At 58.7% G+C, this 17,460-nt stretch carries 18 protein-coding genes; 13 read left to right on the forward strand and 5 right to left on the reverse strand.

Annotated features, from left to right (window positions below; all coding sequences use genetic code 11):
- The first annotated feature begins 24 nt into the window (after positions 1–24).
- The 9 genes from rplM to GSR16_RS02220 all read left to right on the forward strand — a co-directional run bounded on the left by rplM (position 25) and on the right by GSR16_RS02220 (position 8,667).
- Positions 25–459: a 50S ribosomal protein L13 gene (gene rplM, locus GSR16_RS02180; RefSeq protein ID WP_045846621.1), complete on the forward strand. Its 435-nt coding sequence runs from the start codon at positions 25–27 to the stop codon at positions 457–459.
- A gap of 10 nt (positions 460–469) precedes the next feature.
- Positions 470–862: a 30S ribosomal protein S9 gene (rpsI, locus tag GSR16_RS02185; protein ID WP_045846620.1), complete on the forward strand. Its 393-nt coding sequence runs from the start codon at positions 470–472 to the stop codon at positions 860–862.
- 357 nt (positions 863–1,219) lie between these two features.
- A complete protein-coding gene (locus tag GSR16_RS02190; protein ID WP_167522552.1) occupies positions 1,220–3,100 on the forward strand; it encodes a methyl-accepting chemotaxis protein in 1,881 nt (626 codons plus the stop codon).
- 102 nt (positions 3,101–3,202) lie between these two features.
- Positions 3,203–4,246, forward strand: coding sequence for an N-acetyl-gamma-glutamyl-phosphate reductase (gene argC / locus GSR16_RS02195; RefSeq protein ID WP_159874943.1), 1,044 nt, complete (start codon positions 3,203–3,205; stop codon positions 4,244–4,246).
- A 96-nt stretch (positions 4,247–4,342) separates the two neighbouring features.
- Positions 4,343–4,693, forward strand: coding sequence for an iron-sulfur cluster insertion protein ErpA (gene erpA, locus GSR16_RS02200; RefSeq protein ID WP_159874944.1), 351 nt, complete (start codon positions 4,343–4,345; stop codon positions 4,691–4,693).
- A gap of 76 nt (positions 4,694–4,769) precedes the next feature.
- Positions 4,770–5,633 carry a CheR family methyltransferase gene (locus GSR16_RS02205; RefSeq protein WP_159874945.1) on the forward strand — a complete coding sequence of 288 codons (864 nt, stop codon included), beginning with the start codon at positions 4,770–4,772 and terminating at the stop codon, positions 5,631–5,633.
- A 110-nt stretch (positions 5,634–5,743) separates the two neighbouring features.
- Entirely contained in the window at positions 5,744–7,000 is a 1,257-nt protein-coding gene (locus tag GSR16_RS02210) for a D-amino acid dehydrogenase (protein WP_159874946.1), read from the forward strand.
- Between the two features lie 77 nt (positions 7,001–7,077).
- Positions 7,078–8,277 (forward strand): formate-dependent phosphoribosylglycinamide formyltransferase, encoded by a 1,200-nt coding sequence (gene purT, locus GSR16_RS02215; protein WP_159874947.1) that lies wholly within the window; start codon positions 7,078–7,080, stop codon positions 8,275–8,277.
- 3 nt (positions 8,278–8,280) lie between these two features.
- Positions 8,281–8,667, forward strand: coding sequence for a group II truncated hemoglobin (locus tag GSR16_RS02220; protein WP_159874948.1), 387 nt, complete (start codon positions 8,281–8,283; stop codon positions 8,665–8,667).
- Positions 8,668–8,733: 66 nt separating this feature from the next.
- Here the strand turns inward: GSR16_RS02220 and GSR16_RS02225 are convergent, their stop codons facing one another.
- Both GSR16_RS02225 and GSR16_RS02230 read right to left on the reverse strand, forming a co-directional pair.
- On the reverse strand, positions 8,734–9,192 hold the full coding sequence (locus GSR16_RS02225; protein ID WP_240902580.1) for a PaaI family thioesterase: 459 nt from the start codon (positions 9,190–9,192) through the stop codon (positions 8,734–8,736).
- Positions 9,193–9,272: 80 nt separating this feature from the next.
- Complete coding sequence (locus GSR16_RS02230; RefSeq protein WP_045846611.1) at positions 9,273–9,632, reverse strand: dihydroneopterin aldolase; 360 nt, start codon at positions 9,630–9,632, stop codon at positions 9,273–9,275.
- Positions 9,633–9,704: 72 nt separating this feature from the next.
- On the opposite strand from GSR16_RS02230, the gene plsY reads away from it, so the two are divergent.
- Entirely contained in the window at positions 9,705–10,340 is a 636-nt protein-coding gene (plsY, locus tag GSR16_RS02235; RefSeq protein WP_159874949.1) for a glycerol-3-phosphate 1-O-acyltransferase PlsY, read from the forward strand.
- Between the two features lie 69 nt (positions 10,341–10,409).
- Here the strand turns inward: plsY and GSR16_RS02240 are convergent, their stop codons facing one another.
- Positions 10,410–11,369 carry a histone deacetylase family protein gene (locus GSR16_RS02240; protein WP_159874950.1) on the reverse strand — a complete coding sequence of 320 codons (960 nt, stop codon included), beginning with the start codon at positions 11,367–11,369 and terminating at the stop codon, positions 10,410–10,412.
- Positions 11,370–11,464: 95 nt separating this feature from the next.
- On the opposite strand from GSR16_RS02240, the gene GSR16_RS02245 reads away from it, so the two are divergent.
- From GSR16_RS02245 to GSR16_RS02255, 3 genes are read left to right on the forward strand one after another with little or no spacing between them, the layout of a single operon-like run.
- Complete coding sequence (locus GSR16_RS02245) at positions 11,465–12,364, forward strand: AAA family ATPase (RefSeq protein ID WP_159874951.1); 900 nt, start codon at positions 11,465–11,467, stop codon at positions 12,362–12,364.
- Positions 12,348–13,298, forward strand: a complete 951-nt coding sequence (locus tag GSR16_RS02250) for a DUF58 domain-containing protein (protein ID WP_240902581.1) — start codon at positions 12,348–12,350, stop codon at positions 13,296–13,298. The genes GSR16_RS02245 and GSR16_RS02250 overlap by 17 nt, the downstream gene beginning before the upstream one ends.
- The gene (locus GSR16_RS02255) at positions 13,295–15,262 is read left to right on the forward strand and encodes a transglutaminase TgpA family protein (protein ID WP_159874952.1); all 1,968 of its coding nucleotides are present in this window, start codon (positions 13,295–13,297) and stop codon (positions 15,260–15,262) included. Before GSR16_RS02250 ends, GSR16_RS02255 begins: the two co-directional genes overlap by 4 nt.
- 119 nt (positions 15,263–15,381) lie before the next feature.
- On the opposite strand, the gene rpoS is transcribed toward GSR16_RS02255, so the two are convergent.
- Together rpoS and GSR16_RS02265 are read right to left on the reverse strand one after the other, a co-directional pair.
- Entirely contained in the window at positions 15,382–16,335 is a 954-nt protein-coding gene (rpoS, locus tag GSR16_RS02260) for an RNA polymerase sigma factor RpoS (protein WP_159874953.1), read from the reverse strand.
- Between the two features lie 46 nt (positions 16,336–16,381).
- A complete protein-coding gene (locus GSR16_RS02265) occupies positions 16,382–17,299 on the reverse strand; it encodes a peptidoglycan DD-metalloendopeptidase family protein (protein ID WP_240902582.1) in 918 nt (305 codons plus the stop codon).
- Between the last annotated feature and the right edge of the window lie 161 nt (positions 17,300–17,460).

Below are 17,460 nucleotides of genomic sequence, written 5' to 3' on the forward strand. Positions count from 1 at the left end.
CAAGAATTACGATGGAAGAGTTCCATGAAGACCTTTTCTGCCAAGCCGCATGAGGTTAAGCGCGAGTGGTTCGTGGTCGACGCCGAAGACAAGGTGCTGGGTCGCCTCGCCGCCGAAATCGCTCACCGCCTGCGTGGCAAGCACAAGCCGGAATACACTCCGCACGTTGATACCGGTGACTACATTGTTGTAGTCAACGTTGACAAACTGCGTGTTACTGGTACCAAAGCGCTGGACAAGAAGTACTACCGTCACTCCGGTTACCCGGGCGGTATCTACGAACGCAACTTCACCGAACTGCAAAACCAGTTCCCGGAGCGCGTTCTGGAAAAAGCCGTTAAAGGCATGCTGCCGAAGGGTCCGCTGGGCTACGCCATGATCAAGAAGCTCAAGGTGTACGCTGGTACCGAACATCCGCACACTGCCCAGCAGCCCAAAGTGCTGGAATTTCGTTTTTAAGGCATAGAGAATGAACGGTAAATACTACTACGGCACCGGCCGTCGCAAGAGCTCCGTAGCTCGCGTGTTCATGCAAAAGGGTAGCGGCCAGATCATCGTTAACGGCAAGCCGGTTGACGAATACTTCTCCCGCGAAACCGGTCGCATGGTTATCCGCCAGCCGCTGGTTCTGACCGAAAACACCGAATCCTTCGACATTAAGGTTAATGTTGTTGGTGGTGGTGAAACCGGCCAGGCAGGTGCTATCCGTCACGGTATCACCCGCGCTCTGATCGACTTCGACGCAGTTCTGAAGCCGGCTCTGTCCGCTGCAGGCTACGTAACCCGCGATGCGCGTGAAGTTGAACGTAAAAAAGTCGGCCTGCGCAAAGCTCGCCGCGCCAAGCAGTTCTCCAAGCGTTAATCGCCGGATTCCTGTTTATGCAAAAGCCGCCTCCGGGCGGCTTTTTCTATTTCTGTCGTTGCACTTTCCCCAGCACAGATGCCCTGTCTGTTGCCTTGCTAAATTCTGACTGTCGTCTTTTCCCCGCACTTTAGCAATTGCTGTTCATGAAAATATCACCCTATTAACAGCAATGTCTTTAAGCTGTCATTTAAATTGATTAGTTTACAAAGAAAATGCCAGAGAGTTTAACGGGTTTACCCCCGTGCTTACACCGTGTATGGTGGCCCCCTTTTGTCTTTGTGGCCTGCCCTTCCGGGCGGGCTGGTAGCAGCGTGAAACCGCTGTTGCCAATCTGCTGATCTACAGGAAACTCCGATGTCTTTGAAGCAACGTTTGCTGGCTTTTGTCGCTATTTTGCTGGTGGTGGTCATTACCGTGCTGGCGGTACTGTCCTATCAGCGCATGCGCACGGAAATCATCGAAGGCATCCGGCATGAGCTGGATGCCGCCATGCAAGGAAGCCGCAGCGCACTGGGCAACTGGCTGGCCCAGCGCAAGGATGCCGTAGAGGCTACTGCCTCTGCGCTGGTGAGCAACGGCGATATCCTGCCCCAGTTGCAGGAGGGCAAGACGGCTGGCAGGTTTGATCAGCTGTTTGCCGGTTATGCCGACAAGCGCATGATTTACCATCTGGCAGAAAAACATGCACCGGAAGGTTACGACCCGACATCACGTCCCTGGTACAAGCAGGCTGCAAGTGCCGGCTCCGGCATTGTTACCGAGCCCTATGTGTTTGCCAGTACCAAAAAACTGGGGGTGACGGTGGCATATCCCTTGCTGCGTAATCAACAGCTGCAAGGCGTGGTGGGCGGTGATATTTCGCTGGAAGGCATTATTGGCCTGGTACAGGGGATCAAGCTGCGCGGCGATGGCTATGCTTTCCTGGCAACCCGCAACGGTAAGATCGTTGCCCATCCCGCTGCGGACAGTGCGCTCAAGCCGGTGGCTGAGGTGATGCCAGGCCTGGATGCGGCTTTGCTGCAGCAGGCGGATGAGCATGGCAAGCTGGAGGAGCTGGAAATCGGCGGCCGTGCTGTTTTCCTGCAGTTGACGCCGGTGCCTGGATCGGACTGGGTGCTGGGCAGTGTAGTGGACAAGTCGGCCATTCTGGCTCCGCTGCAGGGCTTGTTGATCACGCTGGTAGTGGCCGGTCTGCTGTGTAGTATTCTGGCCATTGTGTTGGCGCAATTGGCACTTACCCGCCTGCTGCGTGGCCTGGTGCGCTTGCGTGATGCCTTGCTGGAAATCTCCAGCGGCCATGCTGATCTGACCCACCAGCTGCAAGTGGAGCAGCAGGATGAAATCGGCCAGACCGCCGAGGCATTCAACCGCTTTGTGGCCAGTCTGCGCCGCATGTTCATTGATGTGCGCGAGCATGCCGTTTCGCTGAATGGCGAACTGGATAGCCTGAAACAGGTGACCGATACCGTGGCCAGCCAGTCGGAGCGGCAGTCGGAGGTTTCCAGTGCTGCCGCAGCCACCATCGAGCAGATCACCGTCAGCATCAATCACATTGCTGATAATGCAGCGATGGCAGAGCAGGCAGCCAGCGACACCGGTTCTACTTCAGCCCATTCGGCCCAGGCGGTAAGTCGCTTGGCGGACGATATTGCCAATATTGCCGAGGAAGTCGGTCATCTGGATGGAGCACTCAATGCTTTGGGTGAACGTTCCGGGCAGATGAATACCATTATTGGGGTAATCCGCGACATTGCCGACCAAACCAATCTGTTGGCGCTCAATGCGGCGATCGAGGCGGCTCGCGCCGGCGAGGCCGGTCGCGGCTTTGCCGTAGTGGCGGATGAAGTACGCAAGCTGGCCGAGCGCACGGCCAAGGCGACCGTGGAAATTGGCCAACTGATTGATGCTACCCATGGCGATATCAACACTGCGCTGGATGATATGGCTGGCACGCAGCGCTCGGTGGCCAGCGGCGTGGAGGCATCGCGCACGGTGGCGCAGGACATGTCTGGCATTCAGGGCCGGATTGCCCAGGTGGTCGGTGCCATTCACGATATTGCCGATTCCACGCGCGAGCAGTCAGTGGCCACCAACGAGATGGCACGGGCGTCGGAGCAGGCCAACCGGGCCACCATCGAAACCGATCAGGCGGTACAGGGTGCGATGCAGACCGTGGCTGAATTGCATCGGCTGTCGTCCGATCTGCAAGCCATGGTAGCCCAGTTCCGCCTGTAAATATCCGGCCTGCGCCGAGTGGGCCAGATCAATGTTGCATCGCGCCAGCCTAGTCCTTAGACTGTCGCTTTTGCGACGTTTATTTACACAAGGAAGTACAGCATGATCAAGGTGGGCATCGTCGGCGGTACCGGTTATACCGGTGTCGAACTGTTGCGTCTTCTGGCCGGGCATCCCGGTGCCGAGGTGGTGGCCGTTACCTCGCGCAAGGAAGCGGGCATGAAAGTGGCCGAGATGTTCCCCAGCCTGCGCGGTCGCGTGGATGTGGCCTTCTCTGCACCGGATGAAACCGCGCTGGAGCAATGCGATGTGGTGTTTTTTGCCACCCCGCATGGTGTGGCCATGGCGCAGGCGCGCGAGCTGCTGGCCGCTGGTGTAAAAGTGATCGACCTGGCTGCCGACTTCCGCCTGAAAGACCCTGCCGTATTCCAGCAATGGTATGCGATGGAGCACAGCTGCACCGACCTGCTGGCCGAGGCCGTATACGGCCTGCCGGAAGTCAACCGTGATGCCATCCGCGCCGCCCGCCTGATTGGCATGGCCGGCTGCTATCCCACTTCGGTACAGCTGGGCTTGCTGCCGCTGCTGGAAGGCGGCAAGCAGCTGATTGATACGCAAACCCTGATCGCCGACTGCAAGTCCGGTGTGTCCGGTGCCGGTCGCAAGGCCGAGGTCGGTGCCCTGCTGGCCGAAGCTGGTGACAACTTCAAGGCCTATGCGGTGAAGGGCCATCGTCATTCTCCGGAAATCGAGCAAGGCTTGTCGGCCATTCACGGCGGCCCGGTCAAACTGACTTTCGTGCCGCACCTGACCCCGATGATCCGTGGCATTCATTCCACCATCTACGCCCGCATCAAGCCGGAGGCGCTGGATACCGACTTCCAGGCGCTGTTCGAGCAGCGTTATGCCGGTGAACATTTCGTGGATGTACTGCCGGCCGGCAGCCACCCGGAAACCCGCAGCGTGCGGGGTTCCAACACGGCGCGCATTGCGGTGCACCGTCCGGGAAACGGCGATCTGCTGGTCATCCTGGTGGTGGAAGACAATCTGGTGAAAGGTGCATCCGGCCAGGCAGTGCAGACCATGAACCTGATGTTCGCTCAGCCGGAAAACGCCGGTCTGGACATCGTTCCGCTGCTGCCTTGATCACGCTGGTGATTGAATATTGGCCATTCGCCCTGATATCCGACTAAAATAGTAGGTGAATGGCCGCAAGGCCGAAATCGATTTGCGAGGTGAACCATGTCCGAGACTACCGAAATGCCGACCCCGATCAACTTTACCGACAGCGCCTGCAACAAGGTGCTGGACCTGATCGCGGAAGAGGGCAATCCTGATCTGAAACTGCGCGTGTTCGTGACCGGCGGTGGCTGCTCCGGCTTCCAGTACGGTTTTACATTTGACGAAATCGCCAATGAAGACGATACCGCTATAGAGAGAGACGGTGTCACTTTCCTGGTTGACCCGATGAGCTACCAGTATCTGGTGGGTGCCGAGATTGACTATCAGGAAAGCCTGGAAGGCTCCCAGTTTGTCATTCGCAACCCGAATGCCACCACTACCTGCGGTTGTGGTTCTTCCTTCTCGGTGTAAACCGGCGGGACGACAAACAGGAGTAGAATGAAAACCCGGGCTCAGGTCCGGGTTTTTTTGTATCGGGGGAAACAAGATGAATAAACTGCCGCCACTGGTATTGCCCAAGGTCGAATTCAATCGCGAATTCAATTTCAGCGATGCCGATTTCGAGCGTATTCGCAAGCTGATCTACAAAGAGGCCGGCATCTCGCTGAACCCGTCCAAGAAGGACATGGTGTACGGCCGCCTGGTAAGACGCATCCGCGAGCTGAAACTGGCCACCTTTGCCGCCTATGTGGATTTTCTTGAGTCGGTAGCGGGCAAGCGCGAATTCGAGCAGTTTGTGAATGCCCTCACGACCAATCTCACCTTCTTCTTCCGGGAAGAACATCACTTCCCCATTCTGGCGGATCAACTGAAGCAAAGGGCGGCCGCCGGTGCCAGCGAGCTATCCATCTGGTGCGCGGCATCTTCCACCGGTGAGGAGCCTTACTCGCTGGCCATTACCGCGCTGGAAGCCTTTCCGCATACTAGCAAGCCGGCAATCAGCATCATGGCCACCGATCTGGATACCAGCGTGCTGGAAACCGGCCGCAAAGGCATTTATCCGGAAGACAAGATTGCCCGCCTGCCGCCCGGTCATGCCCACAAGTATTTCGACAAATTGTCGGATGGCACCTATCAGGCCAAGGCGGTGTTGCGCAATATGATTACCTTCCAGCGGCTGAACCTGATCGAAAACAACTGGGCGCTGCGCAAGCAGTTTGATGCCATTTTCTGCCGCAACGTGATGATTTATTTCGACCGCGACACCCAGTTTGCCGTGCTGAAAAAATTCGCCCCGCTGCTCAAGCCCGATGGCCTGCTGTTTGTCGGCCACTCGGAAAACTTCTATTTTGCCTCGGACTATTTCCAGCTACGTGGCAAGACGGTTTATCAGCACGCACCGAAAAAGTAGCGTTTCCCCCATTGAGCCCTGCTGCGCTGCGGCGTAGTATCCGGGGTCTCAATCGGCTTAGCCGGACGGGCAAGCATGGCTTGCCCGTTGTCACGTCTGCTGGAGTCAACATGAAGGTAGCAGTGCTGGGGTCGGGTGTAGTGGGAGTATCCACTGCCTGGTTTCTGGCCCGTGCAGGGCATGAGGTAGTGGTGTTGGACCGTGCCAGCGGACCGGCGCGGGAAACCAGTTTTGCCAATGGCGGCCAGATATCTGTCAGCCAGTCCGAGCCCTGGGCCAATCCGGCCGCCCCCTGGCAAATCCTGCAATGGCTGCTGCGCGACGATGCCCCGCTATTGTTCCGCCTGCGGCTGGATCCGGCCCAGTGGCGCTGGTGCTGGCAGTTTCTGCTGGAGTGCCGCGCCAGCCGTGCCGAACACAATATGCGCCAGATGCTGGCGCTGGGCCGCTACAGCCGCGATACCCTGCAGCTGCTGCGCGCCGAACTGAATCTGGATTACCAGCAGCAGACCCGTGGCATCGTGTCGCTGTTTCACACTCAGCGCCAGCTCGACGAAGCCGCCCATGTCGCCGCACAAATGCGTGAACTGGGCATGGACAAGCACATCATCAGCCGTGAAGAACTGGCACGCATCGAACCGGCACTGGCCGCCGTGGCTCCCACGCTGGCCGGGGCCAGCTACTGCCCGTCGGACGAATCCGGCGATGTGCACCTGTATACCTGTGCCATGGCCGAGCATGCGGCGCGTGCCGGTGTGGAGTTCCGCTTCAATACCCGCATCAATGCGCTGGAAACTGACAATGGCCGCATCAGCGGCGTGTCGGTCAATCTGCCGGAGGGCAATTACCGTCGCGTAACAGCAGATGCCTATGTGCTGGCGCTGGGCAGTTATTCGCCCTTGCTGGCGGCACCGTTGGGGCTGCGCCTGCCCATCTACCCGTGGAAGGGCTATTCCGCCACCTTGCCCTTGCGCGACCCGGCCACGGCCCCGCTGGCCAGCATTACCGATGAAGCCTACAAGGTGGTTATCTCGCGTCTGGGCTCGCGGCTGCGCATTGCCGGGACGGCAGAGCTGGCAGGTTACTCCAGCAGCCTGAATGCGGTGCGCTGTCAGGCCTTGATCAAGCGTGGCCAGGCCTTGATGCCCGAGGTGGCCGACTGGGACGCCGCCGAGTTCTGGAGCGGTCTGCGTCCGGCCACGCCGGGCAATGTGCCGCTGATCGGCCGCAGCTCTTATCCCAATCTTTACTTCAATACCGGTCACGGCACGCTGGGCTGGACCGAAGGCGCGGGCAGCGGCAGGGCGCTGGCGGAAATCATCAGCGGCTGCACCCCGCCGATTGATTTTGCCTTTCAGGGTGTTTGATCCGGCGCAGCGGGTAGCATGGCAGCAATGCTAAAATGCCGGCCTGGATTATCCCATTTTCTAACTGGAGTCGGACCATGCGTATCGGAACCCCGCACAGCGCCACTGCGCTGCGTGTCATGCTGCTGGGCAGTGGTGAGCTGGGCAAGGAAGTTGTCATCGCATTGCAGCGCCTGGGGGTGGAAACCATTGCGGTAGACCGCTACGCCGGTGCCCCGGCCATGCAGGTGGCACACAGCAGCCATGTCATCAATATGTCGGATGCCGCCGCGCTGCGCGCGCTGGTGGAACAGGTGCGCCCGCATCTGATCGTGCCGGAAATCGAAGCGATTGCCACCGAAGAGCTGCTGCGCATCGAGGCTGATGGTCTGGCCGAGGTGATCCCCACCGCCCGTGCCACCAACCTCACCATGAACCGCGAAGGCATCCGCTGTCTGGCGGCGGACGAGCTGGGCCTGCCTACTTCGCCGTTTGCCTTTGCTTCCTCGCAGGATGAGCTGCAACAGGCGATTGACGCCGGTATCGGCTACCCCTGCCTGGTGAAGCCGGTAATGTCCTCCAGCGGCAAGGGTCAGTCGCTGCTGCGCGGTCCGGATGACGTAGCTCGCGCCTGGGAATATGCCGTCAGTGCCGGTCGCGTGGACAAGGGCCGGGTGATTGTCGAAGGCTTCATCGACTTCGATTACGAAATCACCCAGCTCACCGTGCGTGCCAGCGATGGAGAGGGCGGCATTGCCACCCACTTCTGCGACCCCATCGGGCATCTGCAAAAGAACGGCGACTACGTGGAGAGCTGGCAGCCACAGCCGATGAGCGAACTGGCACTGCTGCGCGCCCGTGAAATGGCCAAGGCCGTGACCGATGCGCTGGGCGGACGTGGCCTGTTCGGGGTGGAGCTGTTCGTCAAGGGCGATCAGGTATGGTTCTCCGAAGTCAGCCCGCGCCCGCACGATACCGGGCTGGTGACGCTGGCCACCCAGCGCTTCTCCGAATTCGAACTGCATGCCCGTGCCATTCTGGGCTTGCCGGTGGATGCCAGCCTGCGCAGCGCCGGTGCCTCGGCGGTGATTTACGGTGGCATGGAAGAGCAGGGCATTGCCTTTGACGGCGTGGCCGAAGCACTGGCGGTGCCGGGTGCCGACCTGCGCCTGTTTGGCAAGCCGGAAAGCTTTGTCCGCCGCCGCATGGGTGTGGCCGTGGCCCAGGCCGATGATGTGGCCACCGCGCGTGAGCGTGCCTTGCTGGCGGCCTCGCTGGTCAAGCCGGTAAAGGACTGAGCCATGCAGGAAATGACACCATACGAGCTGATGGGTGGTGAAGGCGTGGTGCGCTGGCTCACCAACCGCTTCTACGACATCATGGACAGCGACCCTTCGGTCAAGGTGCTGCGCAACATGCACCCGGCCGATCTGGCCGGTTCGCGGGAAAAGCTGTTTATGTTCCTGTCCGGCTGGCTGGGCGGGCCGGGCTTGTACATGGAAAAATTTGGTCATCCGCGCCTGCGCATGCGTCACATGCCGTTTGCCGTGGATGGGGAAATGCGCGACCAGTGGATGCAGTGCATGACCCAAGCGGTGAACGAACTGCTGGTGGAAGACTGGCTCAAGGCCAAGCTGCTGGAAGCCTTCTATAACACCGCAGACTTCATGCGCAATCAGGAAGAGTAAGCGCCGGTCTGATCCGGTGTAACCGCATAACCCTCTGCACGGTAGTTGCCGGCAGAGGGTTTTTGTTTATCTGTTGTCCGGCAATGGCGGAATGGAATAGGTGCCGGTGACATGGGCAACCGGCTCGTCACTGCCCGTGGAGTACAGCAGCACCTCGCCCACTGCCAGGCGCTTGCCCAGCTTGAGGATGCGGCCTTCGGCAATCACATCTTCCTGCGGCGGTTTGCGCAGGAAATTGATATTCAGGCTGGTGGTGACGGCCAGTTCCACCTTGCCTATCATGCCCAGCACCACGGCATACAGGGTGGCATCGGCCAGCGCCATCAGGGCCGGGCCGGCAATAGTGCCACCGGGGCGGATCAGGTCGGGGTTGAAGTGCATGCGCAAGCGGGCCGTGCCGTTGGCAATGTCCTCGGTGTGCATGCCGAACAGTTTGACCAGCGGCAGTTCGCTGTCGATCAAGGCCTGGAATTCTGCAACGCTGATCTGGCTCATGGGGTGGTTTCGCTCAGAATAATGGCTCATGGTGCATGACCATTACGTCAACGTCAATTTTCCAGCATCATGCACGGTGCAAGGGTGCAGCGACAATCTGTCGTGAAAAATCAGCGCGGACGGTGGCCGCGCTCGATCAGCACGCCAACGCGGCGCACACCGGGCAGAATGCCCAGCTTGGTGACGGAAACCTGCACCCAGGGCGCGCCAAAGTCTTCGCGAATCACTTTGGCGATATATTCCGCCAGCGCTTCGAGCAGCAGGAAGTGCTGTTCGGACAGTGCCTTGCGCAAGCGTTCCACCACCACGCCATAGTGAATGGTGTCGCCGATATTGTCGGTGTGGCAGGGCACTTCACTGGGAATGCCGATTTCCAGGTCGATTTCGATGGTTTGCGGATTTTTCCGCTCCCACTCATAAACACCGATAATGGTGTCGGCGCGTACTTCGCGCAGGAAAATGATGTCCATTGCTATGCCGGGAGTTGGGCTTTGTCGCCCGATACCGTAAAATCCGAAGCCTTCTATTCTAATGGATACACCATGACCACGACAGCATTTGCCTTCATTGTTGCGGCCTACCTGCTGGGCTCGCTGTCTTTTGCCGTGATCGTGAGCAAGGCCATGGGCATGGCCGACCCGCGCAGCTACGGCTCCGGTAATCCCGGTGCCACCAATGTGTTGCGTACCGGCAAAAAGATTGCCGCTGTGCTTACCCTGCTGGGTGATGGGGCCAAGGGCTGGGTGGCGGTGGCGCTGACGGCCTGGTTCGGCCCGCGTTATGGCCTGGGTGAACAGGCCATTGCCATGTCGGCACTGGCGGTGCTGATTGGCCATATGTGGCCGGTATTCTTCGGCTTCAAGGGCGGCAAGGGTGTGGCTACAGCGGTGGGCGTGCTGTTTGGTTTCAATATCTGGCTGGCACTGGCGGCCATTGCCACCTGGCTGTTCATGGCTTTTGTGGTGAAGATTTCCTCGCTGTCCGCCATCGTCGCCTGCGTGATGGTGCCGGTATACGCCTACTTCATCGTGCAGCCGTCCTCGCCGTATTTTGGCACCTGCATCATCATTGCCATCCTGGTGATTCACCGCCACAAATCCAACCTGATCAAGCTGTTGACCGGGCAGGAAGGCCGGATAGGCGAGAAAGCTGCTAGCAAAGGCGACAAGCAGGCCTGAGTCCTGTCTCGACCCGGATGCAAAAAGCCCGCACATGCGGGCTCTTTTATTTGTGCTGCCTGCTGCGGGCTAACCGTCCGACAACACCTTGATGTGGGCCGTCACGCTGCGTGCCAGCGAGGACAAATCATAGCCGCCCTCCAGCACCGAGACGATGCGGCCATCGGCGTACTGGTCGGCAATCTGCATCAGGTGGCGGGTCACCCATTCGTAGTCGGCCTCCACCAGTCCCAGCGAGCCCATGTCATCCTCGCGGTGGGCATCGAAGCCGGCGGAGATAAAGATCATCTGCGGCTTGAAGTCGTGCAGGCTGGGCAGCCACACGTTTTCCACCACTTCGCGGAATTCCCGCCCGGTGCTGCCAGCCTTGAGCGGCACGTTCACCATGTTCGGCCCCACCGGGTTGTCACCGCAGTAAGGGTAGAAGGGGTGCTGGAAGATGGACACCATCATCACGCGCGGGTCGTCACGGAAGATGTCCTCGGTGCCATTGCCGTGATGTACGTCGAAGTCGATCACGGCAATCCGCTCGAACTTGTAGGTGGACAGCGCATGGGCAATGCCGACAGCGATATTGTTGAAGAAGCAAAAGCCCATCGCCTTGTCGTGTTCGGCATGATGGCCCGGCGGGCGAATGGCACAGAAGGCATTGGGAGCCTTGTCCTCGCACACCAGTTCCACTGCCTTGATCACCGCACCGGCGGCGCGACGTGCGGCAGGCAGGGTGCCCGGTGCCATGGCGGTATCCGGGTCCATGCGGAAGGTACCGACACTGGGCGCACAGGCTTCGATGTATTCCACATAGCGTGGCGGGTGCACCCGGGCCAACTGCTGCTCGGTGACTTCCGGCGCTTCCACCTCATGCAGGCTGTCGTAAATCTGTGCTGCCATCAGTTGATCCTTGATGGCAACCAGGCGCTCCGGGCATTCCGGGTGGCCTACCCCCATATTGTGCTGCAGGCAGACAGGATGGGTGATGTAAGCAGTGAGTCCGTTTCTCTGTAGACGGTTTTTTAGCCAAGTTAACACGAGCGTTTCCTTGTTGCGTACGATTGTTTGCGTACAATGGACGCGAGTTTTATCTTTATGTATTTTCGATAAATACTGCGCGCAACCGGGTCCAAATGCAATCACTCAGCCTTGCCTATCGTCAACTCAACACGCTTATTCTGGGCAAGCCCCGCGCTATCCGGCTGGCGCTGGCCTGTCTGATTGCCCGTGGCCATCTGCTCATCGAGGATCTGCCCGGGGTGGGCAAAACCACGCTGGCGCATGGCTTGGCTGCAGTACTTGGCCTGCATTACCAACGCGTGCAGTTCACCAGCGATCTGCTGCCAGCCGATATTCTGGGCGTAAACATCTACCAGCGTGAAACCGGCAGCTTCCGCTTTCATCAGGGGCCGGTGTTCAGCCAACTGCTACTGGCCGACGAAATCAATCGTGCCTCGCCCAAGGTGCAATCAGCCTTGCTGGAGGCCATGGAGGAGCGCCAAGTCTCCATTGATGGCGAGAGTCATCCGCTGCCAACACCGTTTATTGTGATCGCCACCCAGAATCCTTCCGAGCAACTGGGGACTTTTCCACTTCCCGAGTCGCAGCTGGATCGTTTCCTGATGCGTATTGCGCTGGGCTATCCGGCGGCAGAGGCCGAGCGCGCATTACTCTTGGGCCAGGACCGTCGAACCTTGCTGGATGACATCACCCCTTGCCTGAGTGGCGATGGCTTGTTGCAGTTGCAACAAAAGGCTGCTGCACTGACCGTGACGTCAGATCTGGCCGACTATGTGCTGGCCCTGTTGCAGGCAACGCGTCAGGACCGTAGCTATCTGGCAGGTCTCAGTCCGCGCGCAGGGCTGGCCCTGCTGGCCGCAGCCCGTGCCTGGGCCTTGCTGGAAGGGCGTGATCATGTGCTGCCGGAGGATGTGAAAGCCATTTTTCCGGCTGTGGCCGGACACCGGCTAGGTTTGAGCGGAGACGCTTCTGCCAGCCTGACTGCACTGCTGGAACATGTTGCCATTCCGTAAGCCATTGCGCGCCTGGTGGTTGCGCCGTCTGCCGAAGGAATCCGTTTGCCGCTTGGGGCAGCGGCGTATCTATTTGCTACCCACCCGCTTTGGCCTGTTGCTATTGCTGGTGGCTGCTGCGGTATGGGTGGGTGCGTTGAACTACGCGGTCAGCCTGGCTTATGTGCTGGCCTTCTGGTTGCTTGGTTTATTGCTGGTGGCTGTGCTGATGGCTTATCGTCAGCTGTCCGGCCTGCAACTGCAGGTGCAGGAGAGTGAAGGGGCGTTTGTCGGGCAGTTTGCCGACTGCCGTCTGCGTCTGCTCAATACCACGGCAATCACTCGCCAGCTGCTATTGCAGTCCGAGCATGGTGGAGAGTGTGTGCCCTGTACGCTGGCGGCAATGGCCGAACAGTCGGTGACCGTTGTGCAGCTGCTCAAGCGGCGTGGCCGCCATGCCTATCCCGCTATCCAGCTGTGGAGCACTGCCCCTTTTGGGCTAATCCGGGCATTTTCATGGTGGCGGCCGGATGCGTCCTTGCTGGCCTATCCGCTTCCCTTGCCTGATCGCGAACATCAGGACTGCCATCATGAAAATGGGCGGGGCCGTAATCGTGGTGATGACGAGGAGGATTTTTCCCATCTGGGAGAATACCGTCAGGGGGATACACCGCGGCAGATTGCCTGGAGTGTGCTGGCCCGGCGTGATGTATTGGCCAGCAAACGTTTTGCCAGCCAGCCACGCGGTCAGGCATTGCATCAACTGGCATGGCAGGACTATCCGGCGACGCTGGATGTGGAAAGCCGGCTTTCACGATTGTGCTGGAGGGTGTTGCAGTGTGAGAAAGCCGGCCAGCATTACCGCTTGCACTTGCCCGGTTGCATGGTGGAGCCATGGCCGGGACAGCGCGAGCAGGCATTGGCGGCATTGGCCGAATTCAGGTTGCCCGTATGAGGCTGGCCCAGTTCCGGCAAGGTGAAATGGCGGTATTGCTGGCCCTGGCGCTGGTGATGCTGCCGTTATTGCTGCATCTCCCCTCTTGGTTGCCCATGCTGGTACTGACCATGCTGCTGGTTCGTGGCTTCTTGCTGCAGCGCCAGAACCAATTGCCATCGCTGTGGCTGTTATTGCCGCTGCTGGGTTTATCAGTATTTGGCTTGTGGCTTAACCTGAATACCCTGATCGGGCGTGAGGGCGGGGCGGCCTTGCTGGTTCTGTTGCTGGGATTCAAGAGTTTCGAATCACGCCAGCAACGGGATTGGCAGGTGCTGCTGGCACTGGGTTTTTTTCTGGCAGCAATTCCACTGCTGTTTGACCAGTCCCCACCGTCTGCGCTGTGGCTGATTGTCAGTCTATTGGCACTGACCTGGGCCATGCTGCGGCTGGCTGGAGGTGCAGTACAAGGGGCTGCTGGTATGGCAGCTCAGGCCTTGTTGTTGTCCCTGCCGTTGATGCTGGTCCTGTTTGTGGTGATGCCGCGCCTGCCTGGGCCGCTGTGGAGCATGCCGCATGAACAGCATGTTGCCAGCACCGGGCTGTCTGACAGCATGGAGCCCGGCAGTATCAGCCAGTTGGTGCAGCAGCAAGAGCCAGCGTTCTCGGTTGTGTTTGACGGCCAGCCACCCGCACATGAGCAGCTGTACTGGCGCATCATGATTTTTGATGATTTTGATGGCCGGCGCTGGCAAAGCGTACACGGCCAGACGCGGGAGCAAATACAGCTGGCAGGGGGCGAAAAGGTGCGTTATCGCCTTACCGGCAAGCCTTCCAGATCACGATTGCCCCTGCTGGATTACCCGCTGGCCGCACCAGCAGAAGGAAGACTGGAGCCGGGGGGGCTGTTCAAGCTGGCTAGTGATCAGGACGATGTACTGCGCATCTCGGGTGAGAGCCTGGTTGGCAGTCATTATCTGAGTGAGCTAAGTCGCAGCGATCAGGACTTCTACCGTCACCTTCCGCCCGGAAATCCTGCCAGCCGCCAACTTGCCATGCAGTGGCGTAGTCAAAGTAGTGACAGTGCCGGTTTTGTACGCGAGGCCCTGTTGCACCTCCGCTTGGGCGGTTTTGCCTATACGTTGAGGCCGCCTTTGCTGGAGGGAGACAACAGTATCGATGCTTTTATGTTTTCCACGCGGCAGGGCTTTTGCGAACACTATGCATCGGCCTTTGCTTTCATGGCGCGGGCTGCCGGTATTCCTGCCCGGGTAGTAACCGGCTATCAGGGAGGTCAGTTCAACTCGCTTGGCCGTTTCTGGCAGGTACGTTCTTCCGATGCACATGCCTGGGTTGAAGTCTGGCTGGCTGAAAGCAGAGAGTGGTTACGGGTTGACCCAACCGCGGCCGTTGCGCCGGAACGGGTCAGCCAGGATCTCGGGCAGAGCATTCCTGCAATGCAGGCCCAATTACCGGTATTCGGTAGTCGCATGCCAGCATGGATGGTGCGTGTGCAGCAGGGCTGGCAAGCCGCCGGTTTTGCCTGGCAGCAGTGGGTTGTCGGTTACGATGCCTCGCGGCAATTGAGTCTTTACCGCTGGTTGGGGCTGGGCGAGATCGTCGACAGTGCATCTGTTGTGCGAGCGCTGTTATGTGGAGTGGTGCTTGCTGGCTTGCCATTGCTGTGGTGGTGGCGGCGGAGCACGGAAAGTGTGCCTTTGCAGGAAGGGCGTTCGCGGCTGGAACGTGCTCTACAGCAGCAGGGTATCATCCTGTTACCCAGCGATGGCCCGCTGGATATGCTGAACAAGGCCAGAGGTTTGCCTGCTCCTGCCTATCGCGAACTCAAGCAGTTGTGCAAGGACTACGCTGCAATGCGCTACCAGAACCCGGCATTGTCACAACAGCAGGCGCGCTTATGGTTGCGCAGGGTCAAGATTTTCTCTACCGATCTGGCGAGAGGGAAGTTGCGCCAGGGGGGCTGAGGCATTGGTAGTCCGGCGTACTTTTGCTATTGCCTGCTGGCTGCTACATGACCTGCCTAAAGTATCTAAACAGAAACCCCGCCATGGCGGGGTTTCTCCTTGTATCACCGTTTTCGGTGCTATAGCAGGAAGTCGCGGGAGATACCCTTGCGACGCAGGATACGACGCAGTTGTTCCAGGCCTTCAATCTGGATCTGGCGTACTCGCTCCCGCGTCAGGTTCAGCGCAGCTGCCAGTTCTTCCAGCGTGCAGATTTCATGACCATTCAAACCATAACGGCGCTCGATCACCATGCACTGCTTGTCATTCAACTGGGCCAGCCAGTCTTTGACAAACATTTCCAGCTGGTTGTTGTGGAGCTGAATTTCCGGTTCTTCATGCTGCTCATCCGGAATCGATTCACCAATCGACAGCATGGGGTCGATATCCAGCGGTGCGTCCAGCGAAGCCATGCGTTCGTTCAGGTTCATCACCTTGCGGACATCTTCCACCGGCTTGCCTACCTGATGGGCAATTTCATCCAGAGTAGGCTCACGTCCCATCTGGCTTTCCAGATAGCGTGATGCCCGCAGATAGACGTTCAGTTCCTTGATGACATGGACTGGCAGGCGGATGGTGCGCGACTGGTTCATGATGGCACGTTCGATGCTCTGGCGAATCCACCACGTGGCGTAGGTAGAGAAGCGAAAGCCACGCTCGGGGTCGAACTTTTCCAGCGCATGCATCAGACCGATATTACCTTCTTCGATCAGATCGAGCAGGGCAAGGCCACGGTTGATGTAATGCTTGGCAATGTTCACGACCAAGCGCAGATTGTGCTCGATCATTTTTTGCCGGGCGTCGAAGTCACCTGCGACAACACGGCGAGCCAGTTCCAGTTCCTGGGCTGGGGTCAGCAGCGCATTGTTTCCGATATCGTTCAGATAAATCTGGGTGACATCAGCAACTTCTTCTGTGACGCTCTGGCGCTCGGCTGCCTCTTCGGTTTCGGTTTCGGCTTCGGCAGCAGCTTCTTCGGCAACTTCTTGTTCAAGAGCTTCCTCTTCTTCGAGGATATCGCTGTCTTGGTTCATAACTCCCCCCGCTACGGTGGCTCCTGGCAGGGGAAGATACCCCTAGTCAGGACTTGTGGTCTAGGTACTGCATCGGATCAACCGGTTTCCCGAAGCGGCGGATCTCGAAGTGCAGTTTTACCTGATCGGCATCGGTATTGCCCATTTCGGCAATCTTCTGCCCTTTCTTGACACTCTGTCCCTCCTTAACAAGCAACTGACTGTTGTGGGCATACGCTGAAAGGAATGTCTTGTTGTGCTTGATGATGATCAGCTTGCCATATCCCCTCAAGCCATTCCCGCTATAAACAACTTTGCCATCTCCGGCGGCAATCACGCTTTGACCGGCGCGACCGCTGATATCAACCCCTTTGTTGCTGTCCGAATAACCGCGGATCAGCTTGCCTTCAGTTGGCCAAGCCCAGGCGACTGCGTCTTCACTGACTGCTGGCTGGGATTTTTCTTCAATTTTGTTTTTATTTTCCGATATTGCAGCAGGTGTACTACTGTCCTTTTTGTCGGACTGAACTGCCGGAGCCGATGCATTGCCCATTTTCACCGGGACAGTTTTTTTTGCCGTGCTGCCTTCGCTTTGCTGTGCCAGCGTTTTCGCAGCTTCTTCCGTGTATGGCAGCTTCAGTGCTTTCGGGTAGTTCTTGCTGCTGGCTACCGGGGTGCCACTTTCAACGACAACTTTTTGTTGCGGTTGCGCCACCGCAGTGCTTTCCTGAGGCGTTGCTGCCGCTGGCGGCGTCTGGCTGTCCTGCGTACCCGGAGGTGTCAGGCGCAATACCTGACCTACCTTGATTCCGGTGTCCGGCAGATTGTTCCAGGCGGCAACATCCTTGTATTTCAGCCCGTTATTGAGCGAAATACGGAACAGGTTTTCGCCTGGCTGCACAATATGCGTCTTCTCACCAGCACCGCTTGTTGCCGGTTTGGCAACAATGCTGCCACTACTTTTGTACGGGGTCGCCACCGCCACATCTGCGGGTGGCGTTATCGCGGCCTTGTTTGCCGTGGTGACTGCGGCAACGGGTGCCGGGCGGGCGGACTCAACCGGTGCTGCCTGTTGTGCCATGCTGCTGCAGCCAGCCAGAACGGCTGTTGTCAACGTTGCGGCAAACCAGTGCTTTGAATGCTGTT

This window comes from Aquitalea denitrificans (assembly GCF_009856625.1).
Taxonomy (GTDB): Bacteria; Pseudomonadota; Gammaproteobacteria; order Burkholderiales; family Chromobacteriaceae; genus Aquitalea; species Aquitalea denitrificans.

Coding starts and splice junctions, on each gene's coding strand:
- rplM (WP_045846621.1), top strand. CDS start 25: ATGAAGACCTTTTCTGCCAAGCCGCATGAGGTTAAGCGCGAGTGGTTC.
- rpsI (WP_045846620.1), top strand. CDS start 470: ATGAACGGTAAATACTACTACGGCACCGGCCGTCGCAAGAGCTCCGTA.
- GSR16_RS02190 (WP_167522552.1), top strand. CDS start 1,220: ATGTCTTTGAAGCAACGTTTGCTGGCTTTTGTCGCTATTTTGCTGGTG.
- argC (WP_159874943.1), top strand. CDS start 3,203: ATGATCAAGGTGGGCATCGTCGGCGGTACCGGTTATACCGGTGTCGAA.
- erpA (WP_159874944.1), top strand. CDS start 4,343: ATGTCCGAGACTACCGAAATGCCGACCCCGATCAACTTTACCGACAGC.
- GSR16_RS02205 (WP_159874945.1), top strand. CDS start 4,770: ATGAATAAACTGCCGCCACTGGTATTGCCCAAGGTCGAATTCAATCGC.
- GSR16_RS02210 (WP_159874946.1), top strand. CDS start 5,744: ATGAAGGTAGCAGTGCTGGGGTCGGGTGTAGTGGGAGTATCCACTGCC.
- purT (WP_159874947.1), top strand. CDS start 7,078: ATGCGTATCGGAACCCCGCACAGCGCCACTGCGCTGCGTGTCATGCTG.
- GSR16_RS02220 (WP_159874948.1), top strand. CDS start 8,281: ATGCAGGAAATGACACCATACGAGCTGATGGGTGGTGAAGGCGTGGTG.
- GSR16_RS02225 (WP_240902580.1), bottom strand. CDS start 9,192: ATGAGCCATTATTCTGAGCGAAACCACCCCATGAGCCAGATCAGCGTT.
- GSR16_RS02230 (WP_045846611.1), bottom strand. CDS start 9,632: ATGGACATCATTTTCCTGCGCGAAGTACGCGCCGACACCATTATCGGT.
- plsY (WP_159874949.1), top strand. CDS start 9,705: ATGACCACGACAGCATTTGCCTTCATTGTTGCGGCCTACCTGCTGGGC.
- GSR16_RS02245 (WP_159874951.1), top strand. CDS start 11,465: ATGCAATCACTCAGCCTTGCCTATCGTCAACTCAACACGCTTATTCTG.
- GSR16_RS02250 (WP_240902581.1), top strand. CDS start 12,348: ATGTTGCCATTCCGTAAGCCATTGCGCGCCTGGTGGTTGCGCCGTCTG.
- GSR16_RS02255 (WP_159874952.1), top strand. CDS start 13,295: ATGAGGCTGGCCCAGTTCCGGCAAGGTGAAATGGCGGTATTGCTGGCC.
- rpoS (WP_159874953.1), bottom strand. CDS start 16,335: ATGAACCAAGACAGCGATATCCTCGAAGAAGAGGAAGCTCTTGAACAA.